The 25,380-nt window shown below is 62.5% G+C and carries 29 protein-coding genes; 21 read left to right on the top strand and 8 right to left on the bottom strand.

Features of this window, described 5'->3' with window-relative positions; all coding sequences use genetic code 11:
* Positions 1-96 precede the first annotated feature (96 nt).
* From ASD99_RS13250 to ASD99_RS13220, 7 genes are all read left to right on the top strand, one after another.
* Positions 97-1,380, top strand: coding sequence for an NAD(P)/FAD-dependent oxidoreductase (locus ASD99_RS13250; RefSeq protein WP_057143917.1), 1,284 nt, complete (start codon positions 97-99; stop codon positions 1,378-1,380).
* 105 nt (positions 1,381-1,485) lie between these two features.
* Complete coding sequence (locus tag ASD99_RS13245) at positions 1,486-2,370, top strand: ABC transporter permease (protein ID WP_057143916.1); 885 nt, start codon at positions 1,486-1,488, stop codon at positions 2,368-2,370.
* A complete protein-coding gene (locus tag ASD99_RS13240; RefSeq protein WP_057143915.1) occupies positions 2,367-3,239 on the top strand; it encodes an ABC transporter permease in 873 nt (290 codons plus the stop codon). Before ASD99_RS13245 ends, ASD99_RS13240 begins: the two co-directional genes overlap by 4 nt.
* Entirely contained in the window at positions 3,224-4,288 is a 1,065-nt protein-coding gene (locus ASD99_RS13235; protein ID WP_057143914.1) for an ABC transporter substrate-binding protein, read from the top strand. The genes ASD99_RS13240 and ASD99_RS13235 overlap by 16 nt, the downstream gene beginning before the upstream one ends.
* A gap of 267 nt (positions 4,289-4,555) precedes the next feature.
* On the top strand, positions 4,556-5,164 hold the full coding sequence (locus tag ASD99_RS13230) for a cupin domain-containing protein (RefSeq protein ID WP_057143913.1): 609 nt from the start codon (positions 4,556-4,558) through the stop codon (positions 5,162-5,164).
* On the top strand, positions 5,154-6,239 hold the full coding sequence (locus tag ASD99_RS13225; RefSeq protein ID WP_056581235.1) for an ABC transporter ATP-binding protein: 1,086 nt from the start codon (positions 5,154-5,156) through the stop codon (positions 6,237-6,239). The genes ASD99_RS13230 and ASD99_RS13225 overlap by 11 nt, the downstream gene beginning before the upstream one ends.
* Positions 6,240-6,392: 153 nt before the next feature.
* A complete protein-coding gene (locus ASD99_RS13220) occupies positions 6,393-6,707 on the top strand; it encodes a hypothetical protein (RefSeq protein WP_057143912.1) in 315 nt (104 codons plus the stop codon).
* Between the two features lie 29 nt (positions 6,708-6,736).
* On the opposite strand, the gene ASD99_RS13215 is transcribed toward ASD99_RS13220, so the two are convergent.
* On the bottom strand, positions 6,737-7,441 hold the full coding sequence (locus ASD99_RS13215; protein ID WP_057143911.1) for an SOS response-associated peptidase: 705 nt from the start codon (positions 7,439-7,441) through the stop codon (positions 6,737-6,739).
* 167 nt (positions 7,442-7,608) lie between these two features.
* Here ASD99_RS13215 and ASD99_RS13210 point away from each other — a divergent pair, with 167 nt between their 5' ends.
* Positions 7,609-7,962, top strand: coding sequence for a nuclear transport factor 2 family protein (locus ASD99_RS13210; protein ID WP_057143910.1), 354 nt, complete (start codon positions 7,609-7,611; stop codon positions 7,960-7,962).
* A gap of 98 nt (positions 7,963-8,060) precedes the next feature.
* Here ASD99_RS13210 and ASD99_RS13205 read toward each other — a convergent pair whose 3' ends face one another.
* The gene (locus ASD99_RS13205) at positions 8,061-8,540 is read right to left on the bottom strand and encodes an SRPBCC family protein (protein ID WP_056581225.1); all 480 of its coding nucleotides are present in this window, start codon (positions 8,538-8,540) and stop codon (positions 8,061-8,063) included.
* Complete coding sequence (locus ASD99_RS13200; RefSeq protein WP_056581221.1) at positions 8,537-8,893, bottom strand: ArsR/SmtB family transcription factor; 357 nt, start codon at positions 8,891-8,893, stop codon at positions 8,537-8,539. The genes ASD99_RS13205 and ASD99_RS13200 overlap by 4 nt, the downstream gene beginning before the upstream one ends.
* A 159-nt stretch (positions 8,894-9,052) precedes the next feature.
* Here ASD99_RS13200 and ASD99_RS13195 point away from each other — a divergent pair, with 159 nt between their 5' ends.
* Positions 9,053-9,403 (top strand): ArsC family reductase, encoded by a 351-nt coding sequence (locus ASD99_RS13195; protein ID WP_057143909.1) that lies wholly within the window; start codon positions 9,053-9,055, stop codon positions 9,401-9,403.
* 56 nt (positions 9,404-9,459) lie between these two features.
* On the opposite strand, the gene ASD99_RS13190 is transcribed toward ASD99_RS13195, so the two are convergent.
* The 3 genes from ASD99_RS13190 to ASD99_RS13180 are packed head-to-tail and all read right to left on the bottom strand — an operon-like array spanning position 9,460 to position 12,081.
* Complete coding sequence (locus ASD99_RS13190; protein WP_057143908.1) at positions 9,460-9,816, bottom strand: DUF488 domain-containing protein; 357 nt, start codon at positions 9,814-9,816, stop codon at positions 9,460-9,462.
* A gap of 19 nt (positions 9,817-9,835) precedes the next feature.
* Positions 9,836-11,092 (bottom strand): aminopeptidase, encoded by a 1,257-nt coding sequence (locus ASD99_RS13185; protein WP_057143907.1) that lies wholly within the window; start codon positions 11,090-11,092, stop codon positions 9,836-9,838.
* Positions 11,089-12,081: a LysR substrate-binding domain-containing protein gene (locus tag ASD99_RS13180; RefSeq protein WP_057143906.1), complete on the bottom strand. Its 993-nt coding sequence runs from the start codon at positions 12,079-12,081 to the stop codon at positions 11,089-11,091. The genes ASD99_RS13185 and ASD99_RS13180 overlap by 4 nt, the downstream gene beginning before the upstream one ends.
* A 95-nt stretch (positions 12,082-12,176) precedes the next feature.
* On the opposite strand from ASD99_RS13180, the gene ASD99_RS13175 reads away from it, so the two are divergent.
* From ASD99_RS13175 to sbmA, 3 genes are all read left to right on the top strand, one after another.
* Positions 12,177-12,401 (top strand): hypothetical protein, encoded by a 225-nt coding sequence (locus tag ASD99_RS13175; RefSeq protein ID WP_056581919.1) that lies wholly within the window; start codon positions 12,177-12,179, stop codon positions 12,399-12,401.
* Between the two features lie 130 nt (positions 12,402-12,531).
* On the top strand, positions 12,532-13,692 hold the full coding sequence (locus ASD99_RS13170; protein ID WP_057143905.1) for a YbfB/YjiJ family MFS transporter: 1,161 nt from the start codon (positions 12,532-12,534) through the stop codon (positions 13,690-13,692).
* 115 nt (positions 13,693-13,807) lie between these two features.
* Positions 13,808-15,067 carry a peptide antibiotic transporter SbmA gene (gene sbmA / locus ASD99_RS13165; RefSeq protein WP_056581204.1) on the top strand — a complete coding sequence of 420 codons (1,260 nt, stop codon included), beginning with the start codon at positions 13,808-13,810 and terminating at the stop codon, positions 15,065-15,067.
* A gap of 36 nt (positions 15,068-15,103) precedes the next feature.
* On the opposite strand, the gene ASD99_RS13160 is transcribed toward sbmA, so the two are convergent.
* Positions 15,104-16,102, bottom strand: coding sequence for a polysaccharide deacetylase family protein (locus ASD99_RS13160; protein WP_057144102.1), 999 nt, complete (start codon positions 16,100-16,102; stop codon positions 15,104-15,106).
* 193 nt (positions 16,103-16,295) lie between these two features.
* Between ASD99_RS13160 and ASD99_RS13155 the strand changes: the two genes are divergently transcribed.
* Both ASD99_RS13155 and der read left to right on the top strand, forming a co-directional pair.
* The gene (locus tag ASD99_RS13155; protein ID WP_056581202.1) at positions 16,296-16,961 is read left to right on the top strand and encodes a tetratricopeptide repeat protein; all 666 of its coding nucleotides are present in this window, start codon (positions 16,296-16,298) and stop codon (positions 16,959-16,961) included.
* A complete protein-coding gene (gene der / locus ASD99_RS13150; RefSeq protein ID WP_056581199.1) occupies positions 16,958-18,391 on the top strand; it encodes a ribosome biogenesis GTPase Der in 1,434 nt (477 codons plus the stop codon). The genes ASD99_RS13155 and der overlap by 4 nt, the downstream gene beginning before the upstream one ends.
* A 28-nt stretch (positions 18,392-18,419) precedes the next feature.
* Here the strand turns inward: der and ASD99_RS13145 are convergent, their stop codons facing one another.
* Positions 18,420-19,343, bottom strand: coding sequence for a LysR substrate-binding domain-containing protein (locus tag ASD99_RS13145; protein WP_057143904.1), 924 nt, complete (start codon positions 19,341-19,343; stop codon positions 18,420-18,422).
* 119 nt (positions 19,344-19,462) lie between these two features.
* On the opposite strand from ASD99_RS13145, the gene ASD99_RS13140 reads away from it, so the two are divergent.
* The 7 genes from ASD99_RS13140 to ASD99_RS13110 all read left to right on the top strand — a co-directional run bounded on the left by ASD99_RS13140 (position 19,463) and on the right by ASD99_RS13110 (position 25,039).
* The gene (locus ASD99_RS13140) at positions 19,463-20,752 is read left to right on the top strand and encodes an MFS transporter (RefSeq protein ID WP_057143903.1); all 1,290 of its coding nucleotides are present in this window, start codon (positions 19,463-19,465) and stop codon (positions 20,750-20,752) included.
* Between the two features lie 149 nt (positions 20,753-20,901).
* The gene (locus ASD99_RS13135; RefSeq protein WP_057143902.1) at positions 20,902-22,086 is read left to right on the top strand and encodes a cell wall hydrolase; all 1,185 of its coding nucleotides are present in this window, start codon (positions 20,902-20,904) and stop codon (positions 22,084-22,086) included.
* 254 nt (positions 22,087-22,340) lie between these two features.
* Positions 22,341-22,748, top strand: a complete 408-nt coding sequence (locus tag ASD99_RS13130) for an AtpZ/AtpI family protein (RefSeq protein ID WP_056581189.1) — start codon at positions 22,341-22,343, stop codon at positions 22,746-22,748.
* Between the two features lie 59 nt (positions 22,749-22,807).
* Positions 22,808-23,566 carry a F0F1 ATP synthase subunit A gene (locus ASD99_RS13125; RefSeq protein WP_056581917.1) on the top strand — a complete coding sequence of 253 codons (759 nt, stop codon included), beginning with the start codon at positions 22,808-22,810 and terminating at the stop codon, positions 23,564-23,566.
* Positions 23,567-23,649: 83 nt separating this feature from the next.
* Positions 23,650-23,874, top strand: a complete 225-nt coding sequence (locus ASD99_RS13120) for a F0F1 ATP synthase subunit C (protein WP_006206606.1) — start codon at positions 23,650-23,652, stop codon at positions 23,872-23,874.
* Between the two features lie 63 nt (positions 23,875-23,937).
* Positions 23,938-24,537 carry a F0F1 ATP synthase subunit B gene (locus tag ASD99_RS13115; protein ID WP_056581188.1) on the top strand — a complete coding sequence of 200 codons (600 nt, stop codon included), beginning with the start codon at positions 23,938-23,940 and terminating at the stop codon, positions 24,535-24,537.
* A 10-nt stretch (positions 24,538-24,547) separates the two neighbouring features.
* Positions 24,548-25,039 (top strand): F0F1 ATP synthase subunit B, encoded by a 492-nt coding sequence (locus ASD99_RS13110; RefSeq protein WP_056581186.1) that lies wholly within the window; start codon positions 24,548-24,550, stop codon positions 25,037-25,039.
* Positions 25,040-25,380: the final 341 nt, after the last annotated feature.

The raw sequence follows: 25,380 nt of genomic DNA, 5'->3' as shown, positions 1-25,380 counted from the left end.
CTCGGCGAGATCTGCAAGTCGCCAGACTAGAACTCACTTTCAAAATGATGAAATGACATCTAGGATTTTCATTTTGCAATGAATCCCAGGTGACCCTTGCCCGCACCATTCTCCGATCCGATCTGGCGCAAGCCGCAGGCGGCTTCCAGATTTCAGTCGCTTTTTCCCAGTGGTGAAAAGGCCGATGTCGTCATTGTCGGCGGCGGCATCATGGGTCTGTCGACGGCTTTGCATGCTGCCCGGCTTGGCATGTCGGTGCAGGTGCTGGAAGCCGGCCAAATCGGCCAGGGTGCATCGGGCCTCAATGGCGGCCAGGTCATTCCCGGCCTGAAGTATGATCCGGAATGGCTGTTGGAGCATTATGGCCCGGAGCGCGGCGAGGCGCTTGTCAATTTTGCCGCCTCGACCGCCGATGCGGTCTTCGAACTGATCCGCGACGAAAAACTGGCTGTGCCGTTCGTTCGCAATGGCTGGATCCAGGCGGCGCACACCGAGGTCGCGCTGAAGGCGGCGGCGAACCGTGACCGGCAATGGCGGGCGCGCGGCGCCGATGTCCAGCTTCTGAGCGCGGCGGAGATCGCAGCCAGGACCGGCGCACAGGGCTATCTCGGCGGCTGGCTCGACCGCCGCGCCGGTGTGATCGATCCGCTCGCCTATACGTCGGAACTCGCGCGTGTCGCGGCCGCGGCTGGAGTGAGGATAGCCGAGCGCCAGAAGGTCGTACGGCTTACCAATGCCGCCGGTATTTGGCGTATTTCGACCGAAAACGGGACCGAGTTGCAGGCAAGAGTAGTCGTGCTGGCGACCAACGCCTATACGGATGGCCTGATCCCCGGTCTCGCCCAGACGATCGTTCCGCTACATTCCTTTCAGATCGCCACAGCGCCGCTGTCGCCCAACCTGGCCGCAACGATCCTGCCGGAAGGGCAGGCGGTGTCGGACTCCCGTCGCATCCTCGTCTACTACCGCAAGAGCGCCGACGGTCGGCTGGTGCTTGGCGGACGGGGTCGCATGGCGCTGCCGACGAGCGCTGGCGACTGGGCGCATCTCGAGCGCGCGCTGGCACGGCTCTATCCCTCGCTGTCCGGTGTCGCCATCGAGAAGCGCTGGTTCGGTCGGGTGGCGATGACGCCGGACCATCTGCCGCACATCCACGAGCTCGAGCAGGGCCTGCTGGCTGTGGTCGGTTGCCAGGGCCGTGGTGTCGGCCTGATGACCGCGCTTGGCGAGCGCATCGCTGGTTATCTCCAAGGTGGCGACGCCAGGCAATTGCCGTTCCCGCTTTCACCGATCCGGCCGATCCCGTTCCACGCCTTCCGCCAGGTCGGCGTCGCCGCGACCATCGCCTGGTATCGCTTGCTCGATGCGCTGGAGCGCTGACCAAGGGGATTCCCGTCATTGGGATTCCGTTTGGGGGATTCCTCTTGACAGTTTCATGAATATGAAAAATTCTAAGGTAATTTCAAAATTCCGATAGGCAGGTCGATGTCGACCCTAGTTGCAACATCAGCGCCAGAGGCCCGGTCTTCTTCGGGCTTCCGGGCCGCCATGCTGCTGCCGGGCGCTCTGGTCACTTTCCTGCTGATCCTGTTTGCCCTTGGCCTTGTGCTTTTCCTCGCCTTCCGCACCAATGACGGTTCGCTGCTCGGCGCCGGTTTCACCGCGGCGAATTTTGTCACGGTGGTGTCCGATCCGCTGTACTGGACGGTGACGCTGCGCTCGCTGGTCATTGCCGCTCTGGTCACGCTGGCCACGGTCGTTACTGCCTATCCCGTCGCCTACTACCTTGCCTTCCACGCCGGCCGGCGGCGCGGCCTGCTGCTGTTCCTGGTGACGCTGCCGTTCTGGACCAGCTATCTTCTGCGCGTCTTCGCCTGGAAGATCGTGCTCGCCTATAACGGCGTACTGAACTCGGCGCTGATCGAAAGCGGCATCTGGTCCGAGCCGACATTGGCCTTTCTCAACACGCCGGCCGCCGTCGTCGTCACGCTCGCGCACGCCTATGCGCCGTTCGCCATCCTGCCGATCTATGTGGCGCTGGACACGATCCCGAAATCGCTCGTCGAGGCCGCTTCCGATCTTGGTGCGCGGCCGTTCACCTCTTTCCGCCGTGTCGTGTTGCCCAATTCGATGCCGGGCGTGCTGGCAGCCGCACTCGTCGTCTTCGTGCCGACGGTTGGCGATTATGTCACGCCGGCTCTCGTCGGCGGTCCGGCCAGCACCATGATCGGTACACTGATTCAGGCGCAATTCGGCAAGGCCAATGACTGGCCGTTTGGCGCAGCACTCTCCGTCGCCGTCATGCTGGTCATCCTCTGCGTGGTGCTGGTCGCGCGCTTCGCCGATCGCAGATTTGGCAGCCGCACATGAGCGAGGGGCGGCACACACAGCGAGGCGGCGGCTGGCTTGGCGTCTACGTCGTCGCCTATCTGGTCTTTCTCTATCTGCCGGTCCTGCTGATCCCGCTGTTTTCCTTCAACAACTCGATCCAGGCAGCGTTTCCGCTGCAAGGCCTTACCGTGCAATGGTACGCGACGCTGTCCGGCAATTCGGCGCTGACCAGTGCGCTCTTGAACAGCCTCGTCATCGGTGTCATTGCCGCCACGGGTGCTACGCTGTGCGGCATCACCGTATCCTATATGGACCTCTATGGCCGCTCGCCGCTGGCCGCCACCATCAGCGCCATCGCCCGGCTGCCGATCCTGATCCCGGGTGTCATCGTCGGCATATCGCTGCTGATCCTTATCAACCTCATCGGTCTGGGGCCATCGCGCATCGCCATCGTTCTCGGCCACATATTGGTGGCGCTGCCGACGACCGTGGTGATCATGCGCAGCCGCTTCGCCGCCATCCCGAAAACCATTCGCGAGGCGGCTCTCGATCTCGGTGCCTCCGACTGGACGACCTTCCGGCGGGTCATGCTGCCGCTCAGCCTGCCGGCCATCGTCTCGGCCTTCATGCTGGCCTTCCTGATCTCCTTCGACGAATTCATCGTCGTCTTCTTCCTGGCTGGCACCGAGCCGACGCTGCCGCTCTACATCTGGAGCCAGCTGCGTTTTCCAAGGTCGCTGCCGACAGTCATGGCGCTGGGCACGTCGATCCTGGCGGTATCCTTTGTCATCGCCGCAGCAGCCGAAATCCTGCGCCATCGCGGCCTGTCCGCCACGGCGCCAAGACCCGCGGATCCATCACAACCAAAACAAACCAAGAGAGGAGAACTGCAATGGCATTCGACCTGATATCCGGAAAGACGGCCCGGGCCGGCCTCGCCGCCCTGGCATTGGCGCTATCGTCGACCGTCGCTCCCGCCGGCGACAAGCTGCAATATTTCACTTGGTCGGGCTACGAACTGCCCGATTTCAACAAGAGCTTCCTCGCCGCGCATACCGATGGCGTCGAGGCCTCCATCTTCGGCGACGACGACGATGCCTTCACCAAGGTCAAGGCCGGCTTCCGCCCCGACATTGCGCATCCCTGCTATGACAAGGTGGCGCGCTGGAACAAGGAAGGCCTGCTGCAGCCGATTGACACCAAGCGCATCAAGAACTGGGATTCGATCTTCCCGGTGTTCAAGAACCTGCCCGACCTGCAGGCCGGCGACGGCAAGGTCTGGATGGTGCCGTGGGACTGGGGCAACACCTCGATCCTCTACCGCACCGATCTGGTAAAGAATCCGGAAGCGAGCTGGAACCTGCTGTGGGACAAGCAGTATGCCGGCCGCATGGCGACCATCGACGCCGTGCATGACACGCCGATCGTTGCCGCGCTTCTGGCCGGCGTCAATCCGTTCGACATGACGCCCGCCGAGATGGACAAGGTGGCCGAGAAACTGCGCGAACAGCGCCCGCTGCTCTCCAACTACACCACCGACATGACCTCGGTCGAACAGGCGCTGGCCAGCGGCCAATTGGTCGCCGCCATGACCTGGAACGCTTCCGCCACCTCGCTGAAGAAGCAGGGAGTGCCGGTCGAGTTCATGAAGCCAAAGGAAGGCATGCTGACCTGGGCCTGCGGCTTCGTCATGCTCAAGGACGCCAAGAACGTCGATCTCGCCTATGACTTCATCAACAGCCGCCTGGACGCCGACTCCGGCAAATACCTGATCGAGGCCTATGGCTATGGCAGCTCGCTGAGTTCCGCCTTTGCCACAGTGCCGAAGGAAGAGCTGGAGAAATTGCAGCTGCCGTCCGACCCGGAAGTGATGCTGAAGACCACCATCTTCACCGGACCGATGAAACAGAATGACGACCTGGCGAAGATGTTCGAGAAGGTGAAGGCTGGAGGGTGAGTTGAGGCCTGCCTTCTCCCTTGTGGGGTGAGCAGCCGGTTCGCGTAAGCGAAGTCATCGTGCCATTGGCGCGATGAAAGGCCGGCGAACGCCGGGACGCTGCGAAGCAGCGGGGGGCCCGGCAGGGTGGATCGACTAAGCACGCCCGGCCCCTCGCAGGCTCAGGGCGTTCGAAGCTCGAAAAGCCAAGCTATTGGCTTTCGTTCGCTGCGCGAACCGCTTCTCACCCCACCAGGGGAGAAGCGTAAAGTAAACGAGGACGAATGGATGGACATGCTGGACGAAGCGGCTGAGAAGCCGAAAGACGATGCCGATATTCGCGTCGGCCGGCGCGTGCGGGCGCTACGGCTGGAGCGCAAGCTGTCGCTGGCCGATCTTGCGGCAAAAGCCGGCGTCTCGATCGGGGCGCTCAGCCAGATCGAGCGCGGCATGTCCTCGCTGCGCGTCAAGGTAATCTGGCCGCTCGCCGCCGCCCTCGACATCGAGCCGTCGGCGCTGATCGCCGACGGCAACGATGCGGCCAACGATCTCTATTGCGTGCGTGCCGACAAGCGGCGGCAAATTCCGGTCAAGTCGGAAGGCATCGCCAAGGCGCTGCTGTCGCCGCCGGGCGCGACGCTGACCGGCATGCTGGTGACGGTGGAAGCCCGCGGCGGCACGGGCGAGGCCTATGCCCATGCCGGTCATGAATTCGGCTTCGTGCTTGCCGGCGAGGTCGAACTGGTGGTGGATTCGACAAAATACGTGCTGAAGGCCGGCGACAGTTTTGCGTTCAAGAGCACGCTTTTGCACGCCTTTCGCAATCCGGGCGCCGAGCGTTGCCAGATCCTTTGGGTCAACACCACGAAGCCGTCCGAGGTTCGCGATGGCGCCTGATCCACTCGTCCGACTGCAGACGGTCTCGAAGATTTTTCCCGGCGGCATCGTCGGGCTCGACGCTGTCGATCTCGACATTATCAGCGGCGAGTTTATCACGCTGCTCGGACCCTCGGGCTGCGGCAAGACCACCAGTTTGCGCGTCATTGCCGGCTTCGAAAGCCCGTCGAGCGGCAAGGTGTTGCTCGATGGGCGCGATATCACGGCACTTCGGCCGTTCGACCGGCCGGTCAACACCGTGTTCCAGGACTACGCGCTGTTTCCGCACATGAATGTCGCCGAGAATGTCGGCTTCGGTCTGTCGCTGCGCAAACTGTCTGGCGCCGAACAGGCAAAACGGACCGGCGACGCTCTCGACATGGTCGGTCTTGCCGACAAGCTCCGCGCCCGCGTCTCTGAACTGTCTGGCGGCCAGCGCCAGCGTGTCGCGCTGGCGCGTGCCATCGTCTGCGAGCCGCGCGTGCTGCTGCTCGACGAACCGCTGTCGGCGCTCGACGCGCATCTGCGCGAACAGATGCAGGTCGAGCTGAAGCGGCTGCAATCGCGGCTCGGCACCACCTTCGTCATGGTCACCCATGACCAGACCGAGGCGCTGTCGATCTCCGACCGCATCGTCGTCATGAACAAGGGCCGCATCGAGCAGATCGCGCCGCCGGCCACCCTTTACGACCGGCCCGCCACGAAGTTTGTGGCGAGCTTCATCGGCACCATGAATCTCCTGCAATCACGGTTTGTCGGCCGCGATGGCGAGCGCTTGCGTTTCACCGCCGGCACCTTGCCGCTGGAGGCCATTTCTGAAACCGGCCAGTCACCCGGCGAAGGCGAGGTGCGGACCATTGGTGTGCGTCCGGAGGATCTGCTGGCGATGACCGAGGCCGTGCCTGGCACCGCGCCGGCGCGCGTCGACAGCATCGTCTTTCACGGCCGCACGCTGCGCCTGCATGCCGAACTCGAGCAAGGCGCACCTGTTGTCATCGACGCGCCGCGCCAGGCCGAGGGTTTTCAATTCAGCGCCGGCGACGTGGCGCATATCCGCCTGCGCCGTGGCGCCAATTGCCCTGTGCTGCCAAGCTAGTCTCAACAACATTCGCAAGGCGGCAGCACGACCGCGCGCGGGGCAGGTCCCGATCACCTTCCTGAGGGGGACACCTTCCAGCCGGCTGTGAACAAAAGACCATGGAACTAAGGAGGAATTGACTCGGCGAGGAATACATTCCTAGTTTGGCCGATGCCGGAACTGACCAACCGACCGCGCCGAAATGTGCAGACCCTGTGCCTCGCGCACGAAGTCGGGCAACTCATTCGTGTTCGATGCCGGCACTGCAACATCACGCGGCACTACCTGCCAGGCGAGCTTGCAAAGCTTGTCGGTGACATTCCCTTTTGGGATGTCGAACGGCATATGCGGTGTGAGCGCTGCAAGCTTCGCGAGCTTGACGCCGACATAATTTTGCCGAGCGCTGTCGAGCGCTTGAAAATTCGAGTCAGGCGCCTTGTCGAAATCCGCATGGTTCGCCGGGTGATCTGGCGAGACGAGGATTGAGGAAGCTGCTGAAAAGCTGATCCTGCATCCTAGAACAGAGACCCTTGGGCCGGAGCCTGCCGCGGAAACTTGATTTGTGTGGCTGGCTTCTCGACGATGACCAACGCGTCGTCTGGCGCAGTCCGCTGCAAATGCCGTGCTTCTGCCCACGGTGCTGTCAGCCAAGCCTCGGTCTCCTCCGACGTGGTCAGGATCACGGGCATAGCCTTCTCATGGATCGGCGCGATGAGGGCGTTGGGCTTGGTTGTCATGAAGGCAAATAGTTCGAAGTCACCAGGTCCGTCCTTGACCTTTCGCACGCCCTGCCAACGGGTCCGGAAACCGGCGAAAAAGAACAGCGGCCGGCTTTCGTCTCGGGCAAACCAGTAATTGCGCTGGATGCCTGTTTCTGGGTCTTTGTCGCTCGGTGCAGGACTGGGTTCGGCAAAACTGGTCACCGGCACGACGCATCTATGCTCTACCCCGACAAACTGTTGCCAGTGCGAATATTGTGGATTGCGAACGTTTGTCGTGCCGTAGTCGGCCTTGCCTTTCATGCGCTCTGGTGGCGTCGGCAACCCCCAAAGCAGTTTCGCCAGTTCGCGCTTCCCGTCTGCCGTGTTGCGAACGACGGGGCCGGGCTGATTGGGATAGACGTCAACGGAAGGTTCAAGATTGCCGCTGATATCGCGCAGTGTGCGCGTCCATTGACGGACCGCCTCTTGCGTCGTGGTAATGTTGTAGAGGTTGCACATGCGGCCAGCATTGCGGAATTGGCTCCTGTCCGCAACCAAATGTACGGGTCACATAACCTTGCCATTATCCACCGTGCTGACACGTATTGTCAGCTAAGACCGACCAGTAGATGGCAGGCTGGCAGGCGGTTCCCTATTTGCAGTGCGTCTGAACAGGAGGAACACAGATGACCATCGCGGAAATTGCCAAGGATTTTACCGAACTGCTCCAGCAGGGCGATCATGCGGGTGCGGCCGAGAAGTACAATGCCGACGATATTGTCAGCCTCGAAGCCATGGAAGGGCCGATGGCCATCGCCTGCGGCAAGGAGGCTCTCAGGCAGAAAGGCCAGTGGTGGCAGGAGAACAACGAAGTGCATGGCGGCTCGGTCGAGGGCCCCTATGTCAACGGCAACCAGTTCGCGGTGCGCTTCAAGTTTGACATAACGCCCAAGGCCACCGGCCAGCGTGTCACCATGGATGAAGTTGGCCTCTACACGGTCAAGAACGGCAAGATCACCGAAGAGCGCTTCTATTATTGAGGCGGAATACCACCGGCTTTACGAGCTTGCTTTCTTAGATCCCGGATTGAAAACAAGCATGACGGCCAGGACGACGTCCTGGCCGTCGTGTGAGAAGTTCAGATCGTCTTCACGTACTGCGCAAGCTGATCGGCCACCGTGCCCCAGCCATCGAAGAAACCCATCTCCTCGTGGTTCTTCCGGGTTGCTTCGTCGCGATGGATGGCGGTGGCGGTGTATCGCGTGCCCCGGCCATCCGGATGGAGGGAAATGACCGCGGTGATGAACGGCTCGCCTGACGGCCGGTAGCCCGGCAGCAGTGCGTCCGTCCACACCAGCCGCTCGTTCGGCACGATTTCGAGAAAACAGCAATGGCGGTCGTTGACCTCCTTGCCGTCGGGCGACTGCATGCGTGTCCGGAACAATCCGCCCGGCCTGAGGTCGATCTCGCAGTCGGTGATCAGCCACGGCTTCGGTGTGAACCACTGCTTGACATGCTCCGGCGTCGTCCAGGCGCGCCACAGCAATTCGCGCGGCGCATCGATGACGCGCTCCAGCACCAGGTCCAGTCTGGGATCCGGCTTGAAGAGATAGCTCATTCTTCTTTCTCCTTGAGGGTCATCACATAGGCGTCGAACTGGTCGAGGCGGCTCTCCCACAGCGTGCGCTGTTCGGCCAGCCAGGTTTCGGCGAGCTTCAATGGCTCGGGTGCCAGTTGATAGGTCCTGACCCGGCCGGTCTTTTGCGAGCGCACCAGTCCGCAGATCTCAAGCACCTTGAGATGCTCGATGAAGGACGGCAGCGCCATCTCGAAAGGCTCTGCGAGTTCGCTGACCGAGGCTGGGCTGCGGTTCAGTCGCTCCACAACGCGTCGCCGCGTCGGGTCGGCAAGAGCACGAAAGATGCCGTCGATGGGTGGAGGGCCGGGAGTTGCGGTCTGAAGGCTTGTCATGGTCGCTCCCGAGGCGCTGTCAAAAAAAGGCTCGACATATGCTTAGGAAAAAACCTTAGTATTGGCAAGGGCAAAAACAACGCACGCCGCAGAGCGCTGGCAAAGCGCGCGGCGCGTCCGTAATCTGCGATCAGATTCGAAATCCGAAGGGCCACTGTTTTGACGATCACCATGTACGGCATCACCACCTGCGATACGGTCAAGAAGGCGCGCGTCTGGCTGGAGGGTCATGACGTCGCCTACCGGTTTCACGATTTGAGGGCAGAGGGGCTGGACGCCAAGCGGCTCGATGACTGGGCGGGCAAGGTCGGCTGGGAAAAGCTGCTCAACAAGGCAAGCACGACGTTCCGCGAACTGGCGGACAAGGACAAGCAGGGCCTCGACGAAAAGCAGGCCAAAGCGCTGATGCTGGCCAAGCCTACGATGATCAAGCGGCCGGTGCTGGAGGTCGGCGACCGGATTCTGGTGGGGTTCAAGCCGGATGTTTATGAGCAGGCGGTGGGGAAGTAGAGCGACACTCGCCCCCGCCGCGTTCCTTCACGCCGGCCTCAGAAATTCCAGCCGCCTCAGTTTGTCCCGCGCACATATCCCGCCAGCGCCACCGCATTGTTATGCGCCTCGTCATGCGCGCCATAGAGCAGCGTCACCTTGCCGTGGCGGAGCAGGCCGCGCAATCGCCCAACCGCCTCTTCATTCCCATCCAGCTCAACACGATACCGCTCCCGAAACTCCGCCCAGCGCGCTGGCTCGTGGCCGAACCATTTGCGCAGCTCGTCGCTCGGCGCGATGTCCTTCAACCACAGCGCCAGTGCGGCGTCCTTCTTGCTGACACCGCGCGGCCAGATGCGGTCGACCAGAACCCGCTGCCCGTCATCGGGAGCGGGTGGCTCGTAGACCCGCTTGACCGCCAGGTCGAAGGTCATCGGACCCTCCGTAAGCGGGTCAGGCCCACTCGCCCTTGCGCATGACAGGCACGCGGGCGCCGTCCTTGTGGACACCGTCTACGTCGATCCTGTCCGAACCGATCATCCAGTCGATGTGGATGAAGCTCTTGTTGCCGCCGCGCGCGGCGATCTCGTCCTGGCTGAGCGAGGCGCCATCGACGAAGCACTTCGAATAGCACTGGCCGAGTGCGATATGGCAGGCGGCGTTCTCGTCGAACAGCGTGTTGAAGAACAACAGCCCGCTCGCCGAGATCGGCGAGGAATGCGGCACCAGCGCCACCTCGCCAAGGCGGCGCGCGCCTTCATCGGTGTCGAGTACTTTCTTCAGCACGTCCTCGCCCTTCGATGCCTTGGCCTCGACGATCCTGCCCGCTTCGAAACGAACCGAGATCTCATCGATCAGCGTGCCCTGGTAGGACAGCGGCTTGGTCGAGGAGACATGACCCTCGACGCGCCTTGCATGCGGCGTGGTGAAGACCTCTTCGGTTGGGATGTTGGGATTGCAGGTGATGCCGTTCTTGGCGGTCGAGGCGCCGCCCATCCATTCATGGCCCTCCGCCAGCCCAACCGTCAGGTCGGTGCCCGGTCCGGTGAAGTGCAGCGCATGGAAATTATGGCCGTTGAGCCATTCGGTGCGGCCGCGAAGCGCTGCATTATGCGCCGTCCAGTTGCCGATCGGGTCCTCCACATCCACGCGCGAGGCGGCGAAGATGGCGTCGGCGAGTTTCGCGACCGCAACATCGTCGGCATCATCAGGAAAAACCTGCCTGGCCCAGGCGAGGTCCGGATAGGCGACGATGTTCCAGTTGATGTCGAAGCCGGTGATCTTTTCCAGCGCTGGCTGGTAGGCCATCGAATTCGCCTTGTTGGCGCGCGCCACCTTCGCCGGATCCTGTGCCGACAATAGTGACGGATCCTCGCCGCGCACGGCCAGCCTTGCCGCATTGTTGGAAAAGGCCTTCGCCATGCCTTCGTAGAGCCAGCCGGCGGCGCGGTCGAAGCTTGCATCGGCGCCGAAGCGGTAGCGGGCCAGCGTCATCTCGTCGTCGTTGAAGATCGGCGTCACCAGGCCGGCGCCGGCCTTGTAGGCATGTTCGACAATCCGTCGGGTCAGCGGCAATGCCGCGATGGAGGATGTCAGCACCAGATCCTGTCCCGGCTGCAATTGCAGCCCGACCTTGATGGCGACTTCCGCCAGCCTGTCGAGCTTCACCGGGTCGATCGATGCGGAAACGCCGCGCGAATGTGTGGTCATGATCCTGCCTGCCGTAGTTTGATGTCCGACTCACCATAGATCGGCGCCACGGTGCTTTCCACCGCGATCGCACCGACGGTTTCGGCATTCGCGGACCCGAACTGCGCCATGGTCGCCTCGATCTCTTCCCTGATCCAGGCCTTGAAGTCGCGGACCTTGCGGCTTTCGGCCTTGGCGGACGAGGTCACCAGCCAATAGCCGAGGCCGCTCTGGGCGCGGATTCCGAAAGGCGCAACCAGCCGCCCGTCGGCCAGCGCATCGGCGGCGAGCAATTGCCAGCCCAGCATCACGCCATGGCCGGCAATCGCCGATTCCAGGCACAGCATCGGGTCGGTGAAACGCGCGCCCTTCAGGAAGGTGATAGGTGGAACGCCGGCCGTCTCGAACCAGCTTTCCCAGTTGATCATTGCCCGCTCGTCGGTGATCGCGCAGGTCTGGGCAAGATCCTCGATCGATTTCAGTTTTCTGGCGATCGCCGGCGCACAGACAGGGAAGACTTCCTGCGCCAAGAGCAGTTCCGTCCGCCCGCCAGGCCATTTGCCGTCGCCAAGCCGGATGGCGATGTCGATATCGGAATGATCGAGATTGGCCAGACGCACCGAAGCGTCGATGCGCAGCAGCACATTGGGATGCCGGTCGAAGTGGCGCGACAGTCGCGGCAAAAGCCACTTCGAGGCAAAAGCCGGCGCCACCGAAACCACCAAGGTGCACTGCGTCGCCTCGTCGGCCAGCGCCACGGCCTGGGCAAGCTCGCGAAATCCGGCACCAAGGCGGGTCGCGAAGACGGCGCCGAATTCGGTCAGCAACAGACCGCCCGCCGTTCGTTCGAACAGCGCCTGGCCAAGCTGCTTCTCGGTGCGGCTTATCTGCTGGCTGACGGCGCTGACGGAAACGTTGAGCTCACCGGCCGCCGCCGCCAGCGATCCGAGCCGGGCAACGGTTTCGACGGCGCGGAGGCCGTTGAGATGGACGCGGTTGAGCATAGCCATTTGAGTTTTTCTAAACCGACCCCGTTGAAATCTCAATTGTAAGAGATGTCGAAACGGCAGACCTTATCAGGGGAGACAGACCTGTGGAGCCGGAAATGCTGAGGATCTTGTCGTCGTCGCTGAAGGTCTTTTTCGCGAGCACACCATATGAACCGCGCTGGGAGAGCGAGGCGCAGAGATGGTTGACCGATCCGCTTTCGCATCCCGTGCTGAACACCATGTCGGAGCGCGAGCTTGGCGACGTGCCGTTCAGGCTGACGGCACGGCGAACAGTGCACGAGACGGCTTCATTGGATGCCGGTTTCGGCGGCCGCTGCTGAGCGGATGACACGCCTTCCGATTTAAGCATAGGTCCAGGCGATCACGGCGCCCTGCCGCTGTTCTGGCCCAACATCTGGCCCAACAAAAGGCGGATTGTCTCACCGGCTCGCGCACTTATTGTGCGCTGCGATGACATCCGTCGCCTCAACAGCGCTGCGTTTCGCTTTCGCCGGCATGGTTGCCATGGCTGTTGCCATGGGCATCGGCCGTTTCGTCTACACGCCGATCCTGCCCGGCATGATGGAGGAATTGCATCTGTCGCCGGCCGATGCCGGGTGGATAGCCTCCGCCAACTATCTCGGCTACCTCGTCGGCGCGTTTGCCGCGGCGGGCGGCTGGGCGCATGGGCGCGAGCGCCTGCTGATGCTGGCGGGGCTTGGCGCCAGTGCGGTCCTTGCCGCGCTGATGGGGCTGACCGACGCGATGGCCGCCTTTCTCATCATCCGCTTTCTGGCCGGTCTGGCCAGCGCCTTCGTCATGGTGTTCATGGCCAGCATCGTTTTCAGCCACATAAACGCTGCCGGTCGCGGCGACCTGCAGGCGTGGCATTTCGGCGGCGTTGGCCTCGGCATCGCGGTGTCCGCGGCGATGATGGCGGTGCTGGTCACCGAACATGCAGGCTGGTCGGCGGGCTGGCTGTGGTCGGCGGCAATTTCGGCTTGCGGCTTCGTACTCGTGGCATTGTTGGTCAACGAGGGCCCGCTCAGCAACGGCGAAGTCGCCCGTGAGCCTGCACTGCGGATGGATCGGTCGTTGATCAAGGTCGTCATTGCCTATGGCCTGTTCGGCTTTGGCTATGTGGTGACGGCGACATTCCTGGTCGCCATCGTCCGGCAAGGCGGCGGCAGCCGCGTCTTCGAGGCCATGGTGTGGATGGTCGCCGGTCTTGCCGGCTTTCCCTCGACCTGGCTGTGGCAGAAGATCGCTGCCCGGACCGGGCTCTATGCCGCCTATGCGCTGGCATGCTTCATCGAAGTTGTCGGTGTCACCGCCAGCGTCGCCATCGGCGGACGCACCGGGCCACTGCTTGGCGGCGTTTTGCTCGGCGGCACCTTCATTGCCATTACCGCCTTTGGCCTGCAGACAGCCAGACAACTGGCACCGCAGGCGCCGCGGCGGATCTTTGCCCTGATGACGGCTGCGTTCGGCCTTGGCCAGATCATCGGTCCGGTCGTCGCCGGGTTTCTGGCGCAAATGTCCGGCGATTTCTTCCTCGCCTCGATCACCGCCGCGGTCGTGCTGGTCGTCTCCGGCGCCATCACATGGTCGGCTGCGCCAAAATCGCCATGATTATGGGTTTGCTCGGAGCCAGGCATCGGGCACGGGCATTTTCTTTCCAACTAATGTGTGACTTTATGCCCGCCGTAGCCAGCTGATTTGCGCCCAGATCGAGGAATTCGCCACAGTGTTCGTATCCTTTTTCCCGCAGCCGAAGCTCTTTTTCTCTTCGGCCGCCGTCTGGAGCCTTGCGGCAATCCTGTTCTGGTTCTTTGGCGGCGAGCAGTTGGGAGCCGTATTCGGGCTGCCGCCCGCCGCCGCCGGCGCGCCGCCCATCATCGGCATCGCCATCCTCATATCGCCGCCGTTTCTGTGGTTTTATCTCTACTTTGCGTTTTGCGTGCTCGTCTTCTACGCATTCTGGAGCTGGTATTCGCCGCATCCGTGGCAGCGCTGGTCGATCCTGATGACCGCGGTCATCCTGTTTTTCATCTATTTCAACGTGCAGGTCAGTGTAGCCGTCAACGCTTGGTACGGGCCGTTCTTCGACTATGTGCAGGGACTGATGTCGGGGACTGGAAAGTCGACCAACGGCGAATTTTATATCGGATTGGCCGATTTTTCGTGGCTCGCGCTGGTGGGCATGAATGTGCAGGTGGTCAATGCCTTCATCGTCAGCCACTGGATCTTCCGCTGGCGCACGGCGATGAACAACTACTTCGTCGAGAACTGGGGCAGGCTACGCCATATCGAAGGTGCCTCTCAGCGTATCCAGGAAGACACGATGCGGTTCTCGCAGATCATGGAAGATCTCGGCTCCAGCTTTGTCCAGTCGATCATGACCTTGATCGCATTCCTGCCGGTCATGATCCAGTTGCAGGCCCATATAACCGAGTTGCCGATTATCGGCGCGATCCCGCAGCCATTGGTTGTCGCAGCCCTTGCCTGGTGTCTGTTCGGAACGATCTCGGTCATGGTTGCCGGCCTGAGACTTCCAGGACTGCAGTTCCGCAACCAGCGTGTCGAAGCCGCCTACCGCAAGGAACTCGTCTACGGCGAGGATCATGCGGACCGCGCCCAGCCGGCCACCACTGCCGAGCTGTTCGAGAATGTTCGTCACAATTATTTCAGGCTCTATTTCCACTACATCTATTTCAACGTCGTCCGTTACACCTACCTGCAGGCCGACAACATTTTCTCGCTGCTGATCCTGGGGCCGTCGCTGGTGGCGCACAAGATAACGTTCGGCGCGCTGAACCAGATATCGAACGCATTCGGCAAGGTGACCGGCTCGCTGCAGTTTCTGCTCACCTCCTGGTCGACCATCGTCGAACTGCAATCGGTCCACAAACGCTTGCGCGCCTTCGAGGCGACGCTGCAAGGCGAGCCGTTGCCCGATATCGATCAGCGCTATATGGCAAGACAGAGCGCCGAGGATCCGGCCTAAAAACCGAGGTCTTGGAAATCGAAACCGGTTGGCGGCTCAGCCGCCGACCGAAGCCTGCTTCTGGGCAGCGTCCTGGCGCGATACATAGTCGCGAAAACTGATGCATTCGACATCCTGCTTGACGCAGACGTCGCCGGCAAAGCGCTCCAGCGCGTTCCAGTAGGCGCCGTCATTCATCAGCGCGAAGTGGAAGCCGAGTTCCAGGGGAATGCGCTTGCCGGCATACTGCTTGTCGAAGGCCGTGCGGAAGGCATCATAGGTCCGGTTGGCGAACTCGTCCGCCTTGCTTGGCCGCTCGAAGCCGCCGGAATGTCTGACATAGAGATTGTAGTCCATGGCGATCACCGGCCTTGACTTCGGTCCCTCCGGAATCTGCGGCAGCGAAAAATGCACGATGCCGTTGCTGGCCGTCGGTCGGGCAGGGCCCTGCGAGACGCCACTCGCGTCGAATTGATAGCCGGCCGCCGGTAGCGCCTCGTAGAGCGTCTTGCTGGTCGACAGGTACGGCGCGCGAAAACCGACAACCGCATGCCGCACGAAATCGCGCCAGTCCTCAGGCTCGGGCGCGATGCCGTTGATCGCATAGGCGTTCTCGAGAATGTGCTCAAACGAACTGAACTCTTTCAGCCAGTCGGCCTTGCTCCAGTCCTTGCCGTCGAAATGGCCGCAGCCATGGCTGGCGATATCGTGGCCTTCATGCGCGGCAAGGCCGATCTGCTCGAGCCGCTCGGTGACTTCCTGCTTCGAGGCGGCAAAGCCGATGTTGGATTTGCCGGCGCTTTTGCCCGGTGCGGTGTATTCCTTGCGTGTTTCCGGCGACAGCAGGAAGACGCAGGAGAGAAAGTAGGTGAAATGCGCCCCGGTGCGCTGCGCCAGCGCCCGGCTGCGCTTCCACTGCGAAATGTCGCGGGCGCTGTCGAAAGAGATGATGACGACCTGTTTCGGCTTTGCCGGCGCCGGTGGATCGGCCAAGGCCCCGCCGGCAGTGGCGAACGAGGCGAGGGAAAACGCAAGAACACGCAACGGACGGTACATCGGCAATCTGATCTGCATTCTGGGGGACGTCTTGAAGCCGGCTATCGCCTAAATGTGGCGTGGGTGCGATGGGCCTTTTCGGCTGCCTGCCTCGGGAATAGGCGATTTTCCGGTTGAACCCCTTCCATGCCGACAAAATTTCGCTAAAACGCGGGCTGACAAAGGCCCGACCGGGCAGGAATGGTTTTGATAGATGTCGGACGACAGTTTTATTCGTGAAGTCAACGACGAGATCCGTCGCGAACAGGCGCAGGCGCTGTGGGACCGTTTTGGCCCCGCCCTGATTGTCCTTGCGATCCTCGTGGTGCTCGGCACCGCCGCCTTCGTCGGCTATCGCTATTGGGACGAGACGCGCGCCAACCGTTCAGGCGATGCGTTCTCGCAGGCGCTGAAGCTTGCCAATGACGGCAAGGACGACGAAGCCCTGACCGCGCTCGATCAGTTGGAGAAGGATGGCTACGGCGCCTATCCGTTGCTCGCCCGCATGCGCGGCGCGACCGTCAAGGCGAACAAGGGCGATATCGACGCCGCCGTCAAGGATTTCGACGAAGTCGCCGCCGACACGGCTATTCCCCAGGGCATTCGCGATATGGCGCGGCTGCGGGCAGCACTCCTCCTTGTGGACCACGGCTCCTTCGCCGATGTCTCCAGCCGTGTCGAAGCGCTGACATCCGACACCAACACGCTGCGCCATACTGCACGCGAGGCGCTCGGCCTTTCCGCCTGGAAGGAAGGCAAGACCCAGGATGCGCTGAAGCTGTTCGACCAGATCGCCGCCGATGACGGCGCCCCGCGCAACACCCGCGAGCGCGCAACGTTGATGTCCGAGCTGATCCGCGGGTCGGGCAGTGCGTCGTGACCTTCAAAGTCGCCATCATCGGCAGACCTAACGTCGGCAAATCGACTCTTTTCAATCGGCTGGTGGGAAGGAAGCTGGCGCTTGTCGACGACACGCCGGGCGTCACCCGCGACCGTCGTGTCCATGCCGCCAAGCTCTACGACCTGCATTTCGATGTCATCGACACCGCCGGCTTCGAGGACGCGGGCGCCTCGACCTTGCCCGGCCGCATGCGCGCGCAGACTGAAATCGCCATCCGCGAGGCCGACCTGATCTTCTTCACCATCGACGCCAAGTCCGGGCTGTTGCCTGACGACAGGACCTTCGCCGAGATCGTGCGCAAGTCCGGCAAGCCGGTGGTGCTGGTCGCCAACAAGGCCGAGGCGAAGGGCGCCCAGGGCGGTATGCTGGAGGCCTGGGAACTCGGCCTTGGCGAACCGATCCCGGTTTCGGCCGAACATGGCCAGGGCATGCCCGACCTGCGCGATGCCGTGATCGGCGCGCTCGGCGAAGCGCGCGCTTTTGGCGAAGAAGAAGATGGCGAAGACGAAGAAGTCGCGGCTGGCGAGGTTCTGATCGGCGAGGATATCGCCGATCCGGATGCCGAGCACACCTATGACGACACCAAGCCGATGCGCATTGCCGTCGTCGGCCGTCCCAATGCCGGCAAGTCGACGCTGATCAACGCGCTGATCGGCGAAGAACGGCTGCTCACCGGTCCGGAGGCCGGCATCACCCGTGATTCGATCTCGGTCGACTGGGATTGGCATGGCCGCCGCCTGAAACTGTTCGATACGGCCGGCATGCGCCGCAAGGCCAGGATCCACGAAAAGCTGGAAGTGATGTCGGTGCAGGACGGCCTGCGGGCCATCCGCTTCGCCGAGATCGTCATCATCGTGCTCGACGCCACTATTCCCTTCGAGAAGCAGGATCTGCAGATCGCCGACCTGATCATTCGCGAAGGTCGTGCGCCAGTGATCGCCTTCAACAAATGGGACCTGATCGACCATCCCCAGGAGCTTCTGGCCGAACTGCGCGAGAAGACGGAACGGCTTCTTCCCCAGGCGCGCGGCCTCCAGGCCGTACCCGTGTCGGCCGAGACCGGCCGCGGTCTCGACAAGCTGATGGATGCCGTCATCAGGACCCACAAGGTGTGGAACAGCCGCGTCTCGACCGGCAAGCTCAACCGCTGGCTGGAAGGCATCCTGGCACACCACCCGCCGCCTGCCGTGGCCGGGCGCCGGCTGAAGGTCAAATACGTCACCCAGGCCAAGACACGGCCGCCGGGTTTCGTCGTTCAGTGCTCGCGGCCCGATGCGATGCCGCAATCCTATGTCCGCTATCTCTCCAACAGCTTGCGCGAAGCCTTTGATATGCCCGGCGTGCCGATCCGCATTGCGTTGCGCACTTCGGACAATCCCTTCGCCGGCAGGTCGAACAAGCGCAAATGAGCGTCGGCGCTCGAAAGGCGCTTCCTGATCACGCCACGTTGCGCAAGCTGCTGTCGCCGGCCCGCGTATTTTCAGGCAGCGCTTGCCGCGCGGCGTCCCGCAGGATGTCGGCGAGGCGGGCCGCCACCGGCTCGGCCTCGGCGTCCTTGCGATGCAGGAACAACGCCATCTTGGGCAGCGCCGGCAATCCGGCGATCTCAGGCGTCATCGCGCTGACGCTGGCCGGCAGGCCGATGTCGGTCCGGATCGTCAGCCCTAGCCCCGCCGCAACCGCTGCCCAGATGCCGCCAAGGCTCGGGCTGGAAAAGGCCATCCGCCACGACAGCCCCGCCCTGTCGAGCGTTTCGGTTGCCACCGTGCGCAAGAGGCATGGCGCTTCGAGCGCCACCAGCGGCAATGGCTCGCCGCCACGCAGGCTGGTCTCGATGCGCTTTGCCGGGCCGATCCAGCGCATCTGCACATCGGCGACATGCTCGCTGTAGGGCAGCGTCTCGCCACCGTGCCAGGCGAGCGCGATGTCGAGGCTGCCTGATAGGATCCGTTCGGCAAGGTCGTGGCTGCGCGCGATCCTGGCTTCGATCTTGACCTTGGGGTGGGCGCGGGCGAAGCGGCCGAGCACGTCAGGTAGCACCGCCTCGCCGAAGTCCTCCTGCAGGCCGAGCCTTACCCAGCCCTCAAGCTCGACATCACGGATGGCGGACGCCGCTTCGTCATTGAGCTCGATCAGTCGGCGCGCATAGCCGAGCATGGTTTCGCCGGCCTCGGTCAGAGCGAGGCCGCGGCCGGACTTGCGGAAGATCGGCGTCGCCGCCTGTTCTTCCAGTTTCTTCAATTGCGCACTGACCGCCGATGTCGACCGGCCAAGCCGGTCAGCCGCCTTGGCAAAGCTGCCCAGTTCCATGCCGGTGACGAAACTGCGCAGGACGTCGAGGTCGAATGTCACGCGTGGCATATTATTAGTCCTGTTTTTCAGGATGGTAGGTTTAAAAGTTCCCGATTTTAAGGATGAAACTATGGCGGTAGAGACAGACCGTCAAGGCCAGACCACTGGCCCGGCACGGGAATGAAATCATGTCCGCCATCGTCAATTGCACTGACCGACAGCAGCCGGAACTTCTGGAAGATACCGGCTCCGCCGCGAAGGCATTCAAGCCCGGCCATCGCTGGAAGGTCCTGGGCATCGGCGTTGCCGCCAATGCCAGCTTCTCGGCCACTTTCTCCGGCATACCGGCAACGGCGGTCGTGCTTCGTCAGGGCTATCATCTGGGCAATGCCGAGCTCGGCCTCGCACTCGGTCTTCTCGGGCTGGGGGTCGCGCTCAGCGAACTGCCCTGGGGTCTGCTCACCGACCGCTGGGGCGATCGCCGCGTGCTTTTGATCGGGCTCGGCGCGACGGCGGCGTGGCTCCTGGTCATGGCGATGCTGGTCGTGCCGACAAGGATCGGTATTCCCGGCGTCACACTGCTCTCCGCGAGCCTGCTCGTCACCGGACTGCTCGGCGGCAGCGTCAACGGTTCGAGCGGCCGGGCCATCATGGGCTGGTTTCGAGAAAACGAGCGCGGCTTTGCCATGAGCATCAGGCAGACGGCGGTGCCGCTCGGCGGCGGCCTTGGCGCGCTCATCCTGCCCTCGCTTGCCTTGGCTTTCGGCTTTACCGCGGTGTTCGTGGTTCTGGGGGGTGCATCCGCTCTTTCTGCCGTGTTCGCGTGGCGCTGGCTGTACGAGCCGCCGGCGGCGGGCGAGGATCACCTCGCTTCGGCGGTCGCCGGACCGGCGCCGCTGCGCAATCGCGACGTCTGGCGTACCACCACCGCCATCGGCCTGCTCTGCTTTCCGCAAGTGGCGGTGCTCACCTTCGCGTCCGTGTTCCTGCATGACTTTGTTGGCCTGGGAACGGCAGCAATCAGCGCGAGCCTCGCCGCCGTGCAGATCGGCGCCATGGTCATGCGTGTCTGGAGCGGTCGCTTCACCGACCGCCACGGCAACCGCCGCCAGTTTCTTCGGTTGTGCAGTGTGCTCAGCGCGCTTGCCTTCCTGGTGCTTTGGCTGCTGGTTCTGGCCAGTCCCGCCATGTCGGGCGGACAGTTCTTCCTGATGGCTGTCCTTCCTGTTGTGCTGATTGTCGCGGGCATTTCGGTCTCCGCCTGGCACGGCGTCGCCTATACCGAGCTTGCCACGCTTGCCGGTGCCGGTCATGTCGGAACCGCGCTCAGCCTTGCCAACAGCTTCGTTTTCGTCGGCTTCTTCCTGGTCCCGGTGGCCATTCCGGGGCTCTTGCACCTCTGGTCGTGGTCCGGCGTCTGGCTGGCGGCCGCCATCTGCCCGCTGATCGCCTGGCCGATCTTCCTGCGCCCGGCCTGAGTTCACATGCAGGCCGCAAAACCGCCTGACTTCGCAACCACGACCTCGAGCCGACCGGGAAAACCCGATTGAACCCGTTAACGTCCCATCAAGGTTAATGCATCATTTTGCTCTCCAGTGGAGTCTGTAGCGTTCCTGGAGAGAGTTCCGTGCATCGACGTTTGTTGAAGCGGCTGATTGCCGCCGCCGGTGAGAGAAAACGTGGCTTTCTGACACCGTTCGTCATCGGTCTCGGCATCTGGATCGGCTTTCCGACCGTCGCCGCCTACCAGGACATGACGAGCCTCGTCTCCGGCCTTGAAGCATCGAGCACCCGCTGGAATTCCTATGTCGAGAAATCCGTTGCGGGCTCGACCCATGCGGCCGAGATGCCCTTTGTCGATTCCGACATCAATGGCTCCATCTCCGGATCTGGCGTCCACCTGGCCGGCGTCGGCAATGTGTCGTTTCGCGGCAAGGGTGGCAAGGTCAGCGGCACGCCCGATGAAGATCGCGTTGTGCGCGCCGAGAAGAAAGGGCGCATCGTCCAGGTATCTCCCGTGGCGCCGCCGAAGAACTTCAATGCCGGCTCGATCTTCGAGCGCACCTCCTCCTTGCTGCGGCCCAGCATGGACAGCGGCCTGAAGATGGCCTTTGCCAAGCCGCAGATCAAAGGCAAGGAAATCCAGATCGCCGCGGCGTTCCATGCACGCGAGGACAAGAAGCCGGATCCCGGCGTGCCGGCCATGCTGGCTTCGCTGGTCAACAATGATCATCCGGACGTGCTGGCGACCGCCTATGCGCAGTCCGAGCCCGACTATGCCAAGGCATCGCCCTTCGAAGCCCTGCTTCAGGACGAGCAGCCCAATGACGGCCGCTTCATTCCGCCGATGGCCAAGGGCGATCATTCGTGGATCCAGAACCCGTTGCCGGCCAGTGTCTTCTCCAAGAAGGAGCAGGCATGCCTTGCCAACGGCATCTATTTCGAGGCGAGGAGCGAATCAGTGCGCGGCCAGGCCGCCGTCGCCCAGGTCATCCTCAATCGCGTCCGCAACCCGACCTATCCGAATTCGATCTGCGGGGTCGTCTACCAGAACGACAGCTGGTTCAACCGTTGCCAGTTCTCCTTCGCCTGCGACGGCAGGAAGAAGCGCATCGACAGCCCGGTCGCCTACAAGACCGCCCAGGATATCGCCATGGCTGTCACCGCCGGCAAGATATTCATCCCGGAGGTCGGATCGTCGACCCACTACTACGCCCAATATGTCCATCCCGGCTGGGCGCGCACGATGCAGAAGATGACCAAGATCGGTCTGCATATCTTCTATCGTACCTATGGCGGCGGCTGGAGCTGAGCGAGCAACAGCCGCTGATCTCTGGCAAAGCGCATAGTCGATCAAAGAGCCATTGCCCGAGGGATTCGCGCCATGCATCCCCATCATCGCGGCGGGCACGATGTCGCACCTTTCTAAATAATTGATTTTGTTGCCTAAAATACATGGCAATGAACTTCCGCCCGTGGCTTGACGGGCGCAAACCCTCTAACTATGTTGCCGGCGACTTTAGAAGCGGACGGACGGTGACGGTCTGACCGGGCAGGGGGGTTGCGATGGCCGACAAGAATGGGCCAGACGGAACCGGAGAAACCGGCCGCGGCAAGCAGCATGAGCCCGACATCCGCGACGACGATCTCGAGCGCCGCCGGCGTGACCTTGAAGCTTCTCTTGCGACAAGGCGGCCGGACCGGCTCGAGGGGAAAGACGACGCGAAAGCGGGTGGTGCGGCCGGGTATGGCCAGGCGGTCAAACTCTCCAGCGAATTTATCGCTGGCGTGGTGGTGGGTGCCGGCATCGGCTGGATCATCGACCGTCTGGCGGGAACATCGCCATGGGGTCTGATCGTGTTTTTGCTGCTTGGCTTTGGCGCCGGAGTGCTCAATGTGATGCGTTCCGCCGGCGTTGTGGCAGAATTCGGACAGGGCGATAAATCGCGCCGTGACCAAGACGACAAGAAATGACCGCGCTTCATGTGCGGTAATGCTAACGAGGCCGTACGCGGCATTGACGGGGTTTGAACGTGGCAGCTGACAAGGTCGATCCGATCCACCAGTTCCATATCAACAAGCTGATTCCGATCGACATCGGCGGCTACGACCTGTCTTTCACCAATTCGGCGCTGTTCATGGTCACAACGGTGGTCGTCGCGGCTGCGTTTCTGTTTCTGACGACCTCGAGCCGCAGCCTCGTTCCTGGCCGCCTTCAGTCCGTCTCCGAGATGGCCTATGAGTTCGTCGGCAACATGTTGCGCGACGCCGCCGGCACGCAAGGCATGAAGTTCTTCCCTCTTGTGTTTTCGCTGTTCATGTTCGTGCTGGTCGCCAACCTGCTCGGCCTGTTTCCGTATTTCTTCACCGTCACCAGCCACATCATCGTCACCTTCGGCCTTGCCGTGCTGGTGATCGCAACTGTGGTCGTCTACGGCTTCATGAAGCATGGTTTCGGTTTCCTGAAGCTGTTCGTACCGCATGGCGTGCCGGTGTTCCTGCTGCCGCTGGTGGTGCTGATCGAGGTGATCTCCTTCGTGTCGCGCCCGGTCAGCCTCTCGGTTCGTCTGTTCGCCAACATGCTCGCCGGCCACATCACGCTGAAGGTGTTCTCCGGATTCGTCGTCAGCCTGAGCGCGCTAGGCGCGCTCGGCGTCGCCGGCTCGATCCTGCCGCTGGCAATGGCCGTGGCGCTGACGGCACTGGAACTGCTGGTCGCCTTCCTGCAGGCCTACGTCTTTGCCGTGTTGACCTGCATGTACCTCAACGACGCCCTGCACCCCGGGCACTGACCAAGAGTTTCCGGCCCGAGAGTTTCCAACATTGGCGTCGGATGGAATCGCAACGGAATTTTAGATCCAAAGGAGTTGACCAAATGGACGCAGAAGCAGCAAAGTACATCGGCGCCGGTATCGCTTGCCTGGGCATGGGCGGCGCGGGCATTGGCCTCGGCAACATCTTCGGCAGCTACCTGGCGGGCGCACTGCGCAATCCGTCGGCTGCCGATGGCCAGTTCGGCCGTCTGATCTTCGGCTTCGCCGTGACCGAAGCTCTGGGCATCTTCTCGCTTCTCATCGCGCTTCTGGCCCTGTTCGGCTGAGCACTCGGGAAGATTGGACAGGCCGGCCGCGCAAGCGGCGGGCCTGAATTTCAGGGATAGTCCATGTTCGTGACATCTGCCTTCGCGCAAGAGTCCGCGCCATCAGCCGATACCAGCCATGCCGCAACGGAAGGCGACACGCATTCCGGCACCAGCGTGCCTGCTGAAGCGCATGGCGCGTTTCCGCCATTCGATCCGGCGACGTTCCCGTCGCAGCTTCTGTGGCTGGCGATCACTTTCGGGCTGTTCTACCTCTTCCTCAAGCGGGTTGTGATGCCGCGCGTCGGGGGCATCATCGATGTCCGCAACGATCGCATCACGCAAGACCTCGACCAGGCAGCCAAGTTGAAGGGCGAGGCCGACGCCGCTGTTGCTGCCTACGAGCAGGAACTGGCGGAAGCCAAGACCAAGGCCAACGCGATCGGCCAGCAGGCCAACGATGCGGCCAAGGCCGAGGCCGAGACCGCACGTAAGAAGGTCGAGGCCGCGCTAGACGCGAAGCTTGGCGAGGCCGAAGCCCGCATTTCTTCCATCAAGGCCAATGCCATGAAGGAAGTCGGCAGCATTGCCGAGGACACCGCTTCGGCAATCGTAGAGGCCCTGGTCGGCGGCAAGGCCAGCAAGGCCGAGATCGCGGCCGCGGTCAAATCCGTGGCCCGGTGAGGAGCGCATCATGGACGCCACATCTCTTGCAACGCTTTGGGCCACGGTCGCCCTGGTCATTTTCCTGGGCGTTGCTGTCTACATCAAGGTGCCTGGCCTGATCGCCAAGGCGCTCGACGCCCGCGCAGCCAGGATCAGCAATGAGCTGGACGAAGCGCGCCGGCTGCGCGAGGAGGCCCAGCAACTGCTTGGCCAGTATCAGCGCAAGCGCAAGGAAGCCGAGCAGGAGGCCGCCGATATCGTTGCCGCCGCCAAGCGCGAAGCCGACATGCTTGCAGCGGACGCCCACAAGAAGACCGAGGATTATGTCGTCCGGCGCACCGCGCTTGCCGAACAGAAGATCGGACAGGCCGAACGCGACGCCATCAGCGAAGTCCGCGCCAGCGCCGTCGATATCGCCGTCGAGGCAGCACGCACGCTGCTTGCCGGCAAGATCGACGCCAAGGCCGGTGCCGATCTGTTCAAGGCTTCGCTCGCGGACGTGAAGTCGAAGCTGAATTAGGCGTTCCAACCGACCTGATGATCGAAAGCCGCCCGGGCAACCTGGCGGCTTTTTTGTTGTGGAAAACCAGATTGGCAAAGCGGCCGAGATCGTAATCTCCCCCCCTTGAGGGGGGAGATGGCCGGCAGGCCAGAGAGGGTCGCCGCGCGTGAAGCGCTGGCCTCTTCCTTGCTGAAAAATGGCGTGGTGCCCAGTCGAGCCGCCCCCCTCTTGTCGCCTTCGGCGACATCTCCCCTCGAGGGGCAGGGCTATCGCATATGAGCGATTGCCTGGATGAGATAGTCGTCATTCCAAGCGCATTTCTTGATGCGGTGGCTGATGGGGACTTTGTCGATGTCGGC

The sequence above is a fragment of the Mesorhizobium sp. Root695 genome, assembly GCF_001428185.1.
GTDB lineage: Bacteria > Pseudomonadota > Alphaproteobacteria > Rhizobiales > Rhizobiaceae > Mesorhizobium.
Note: the sequence above shows the minus strand (reverse complement) of the source record. Positions and strands in the feature narration are given on the sequence as shown.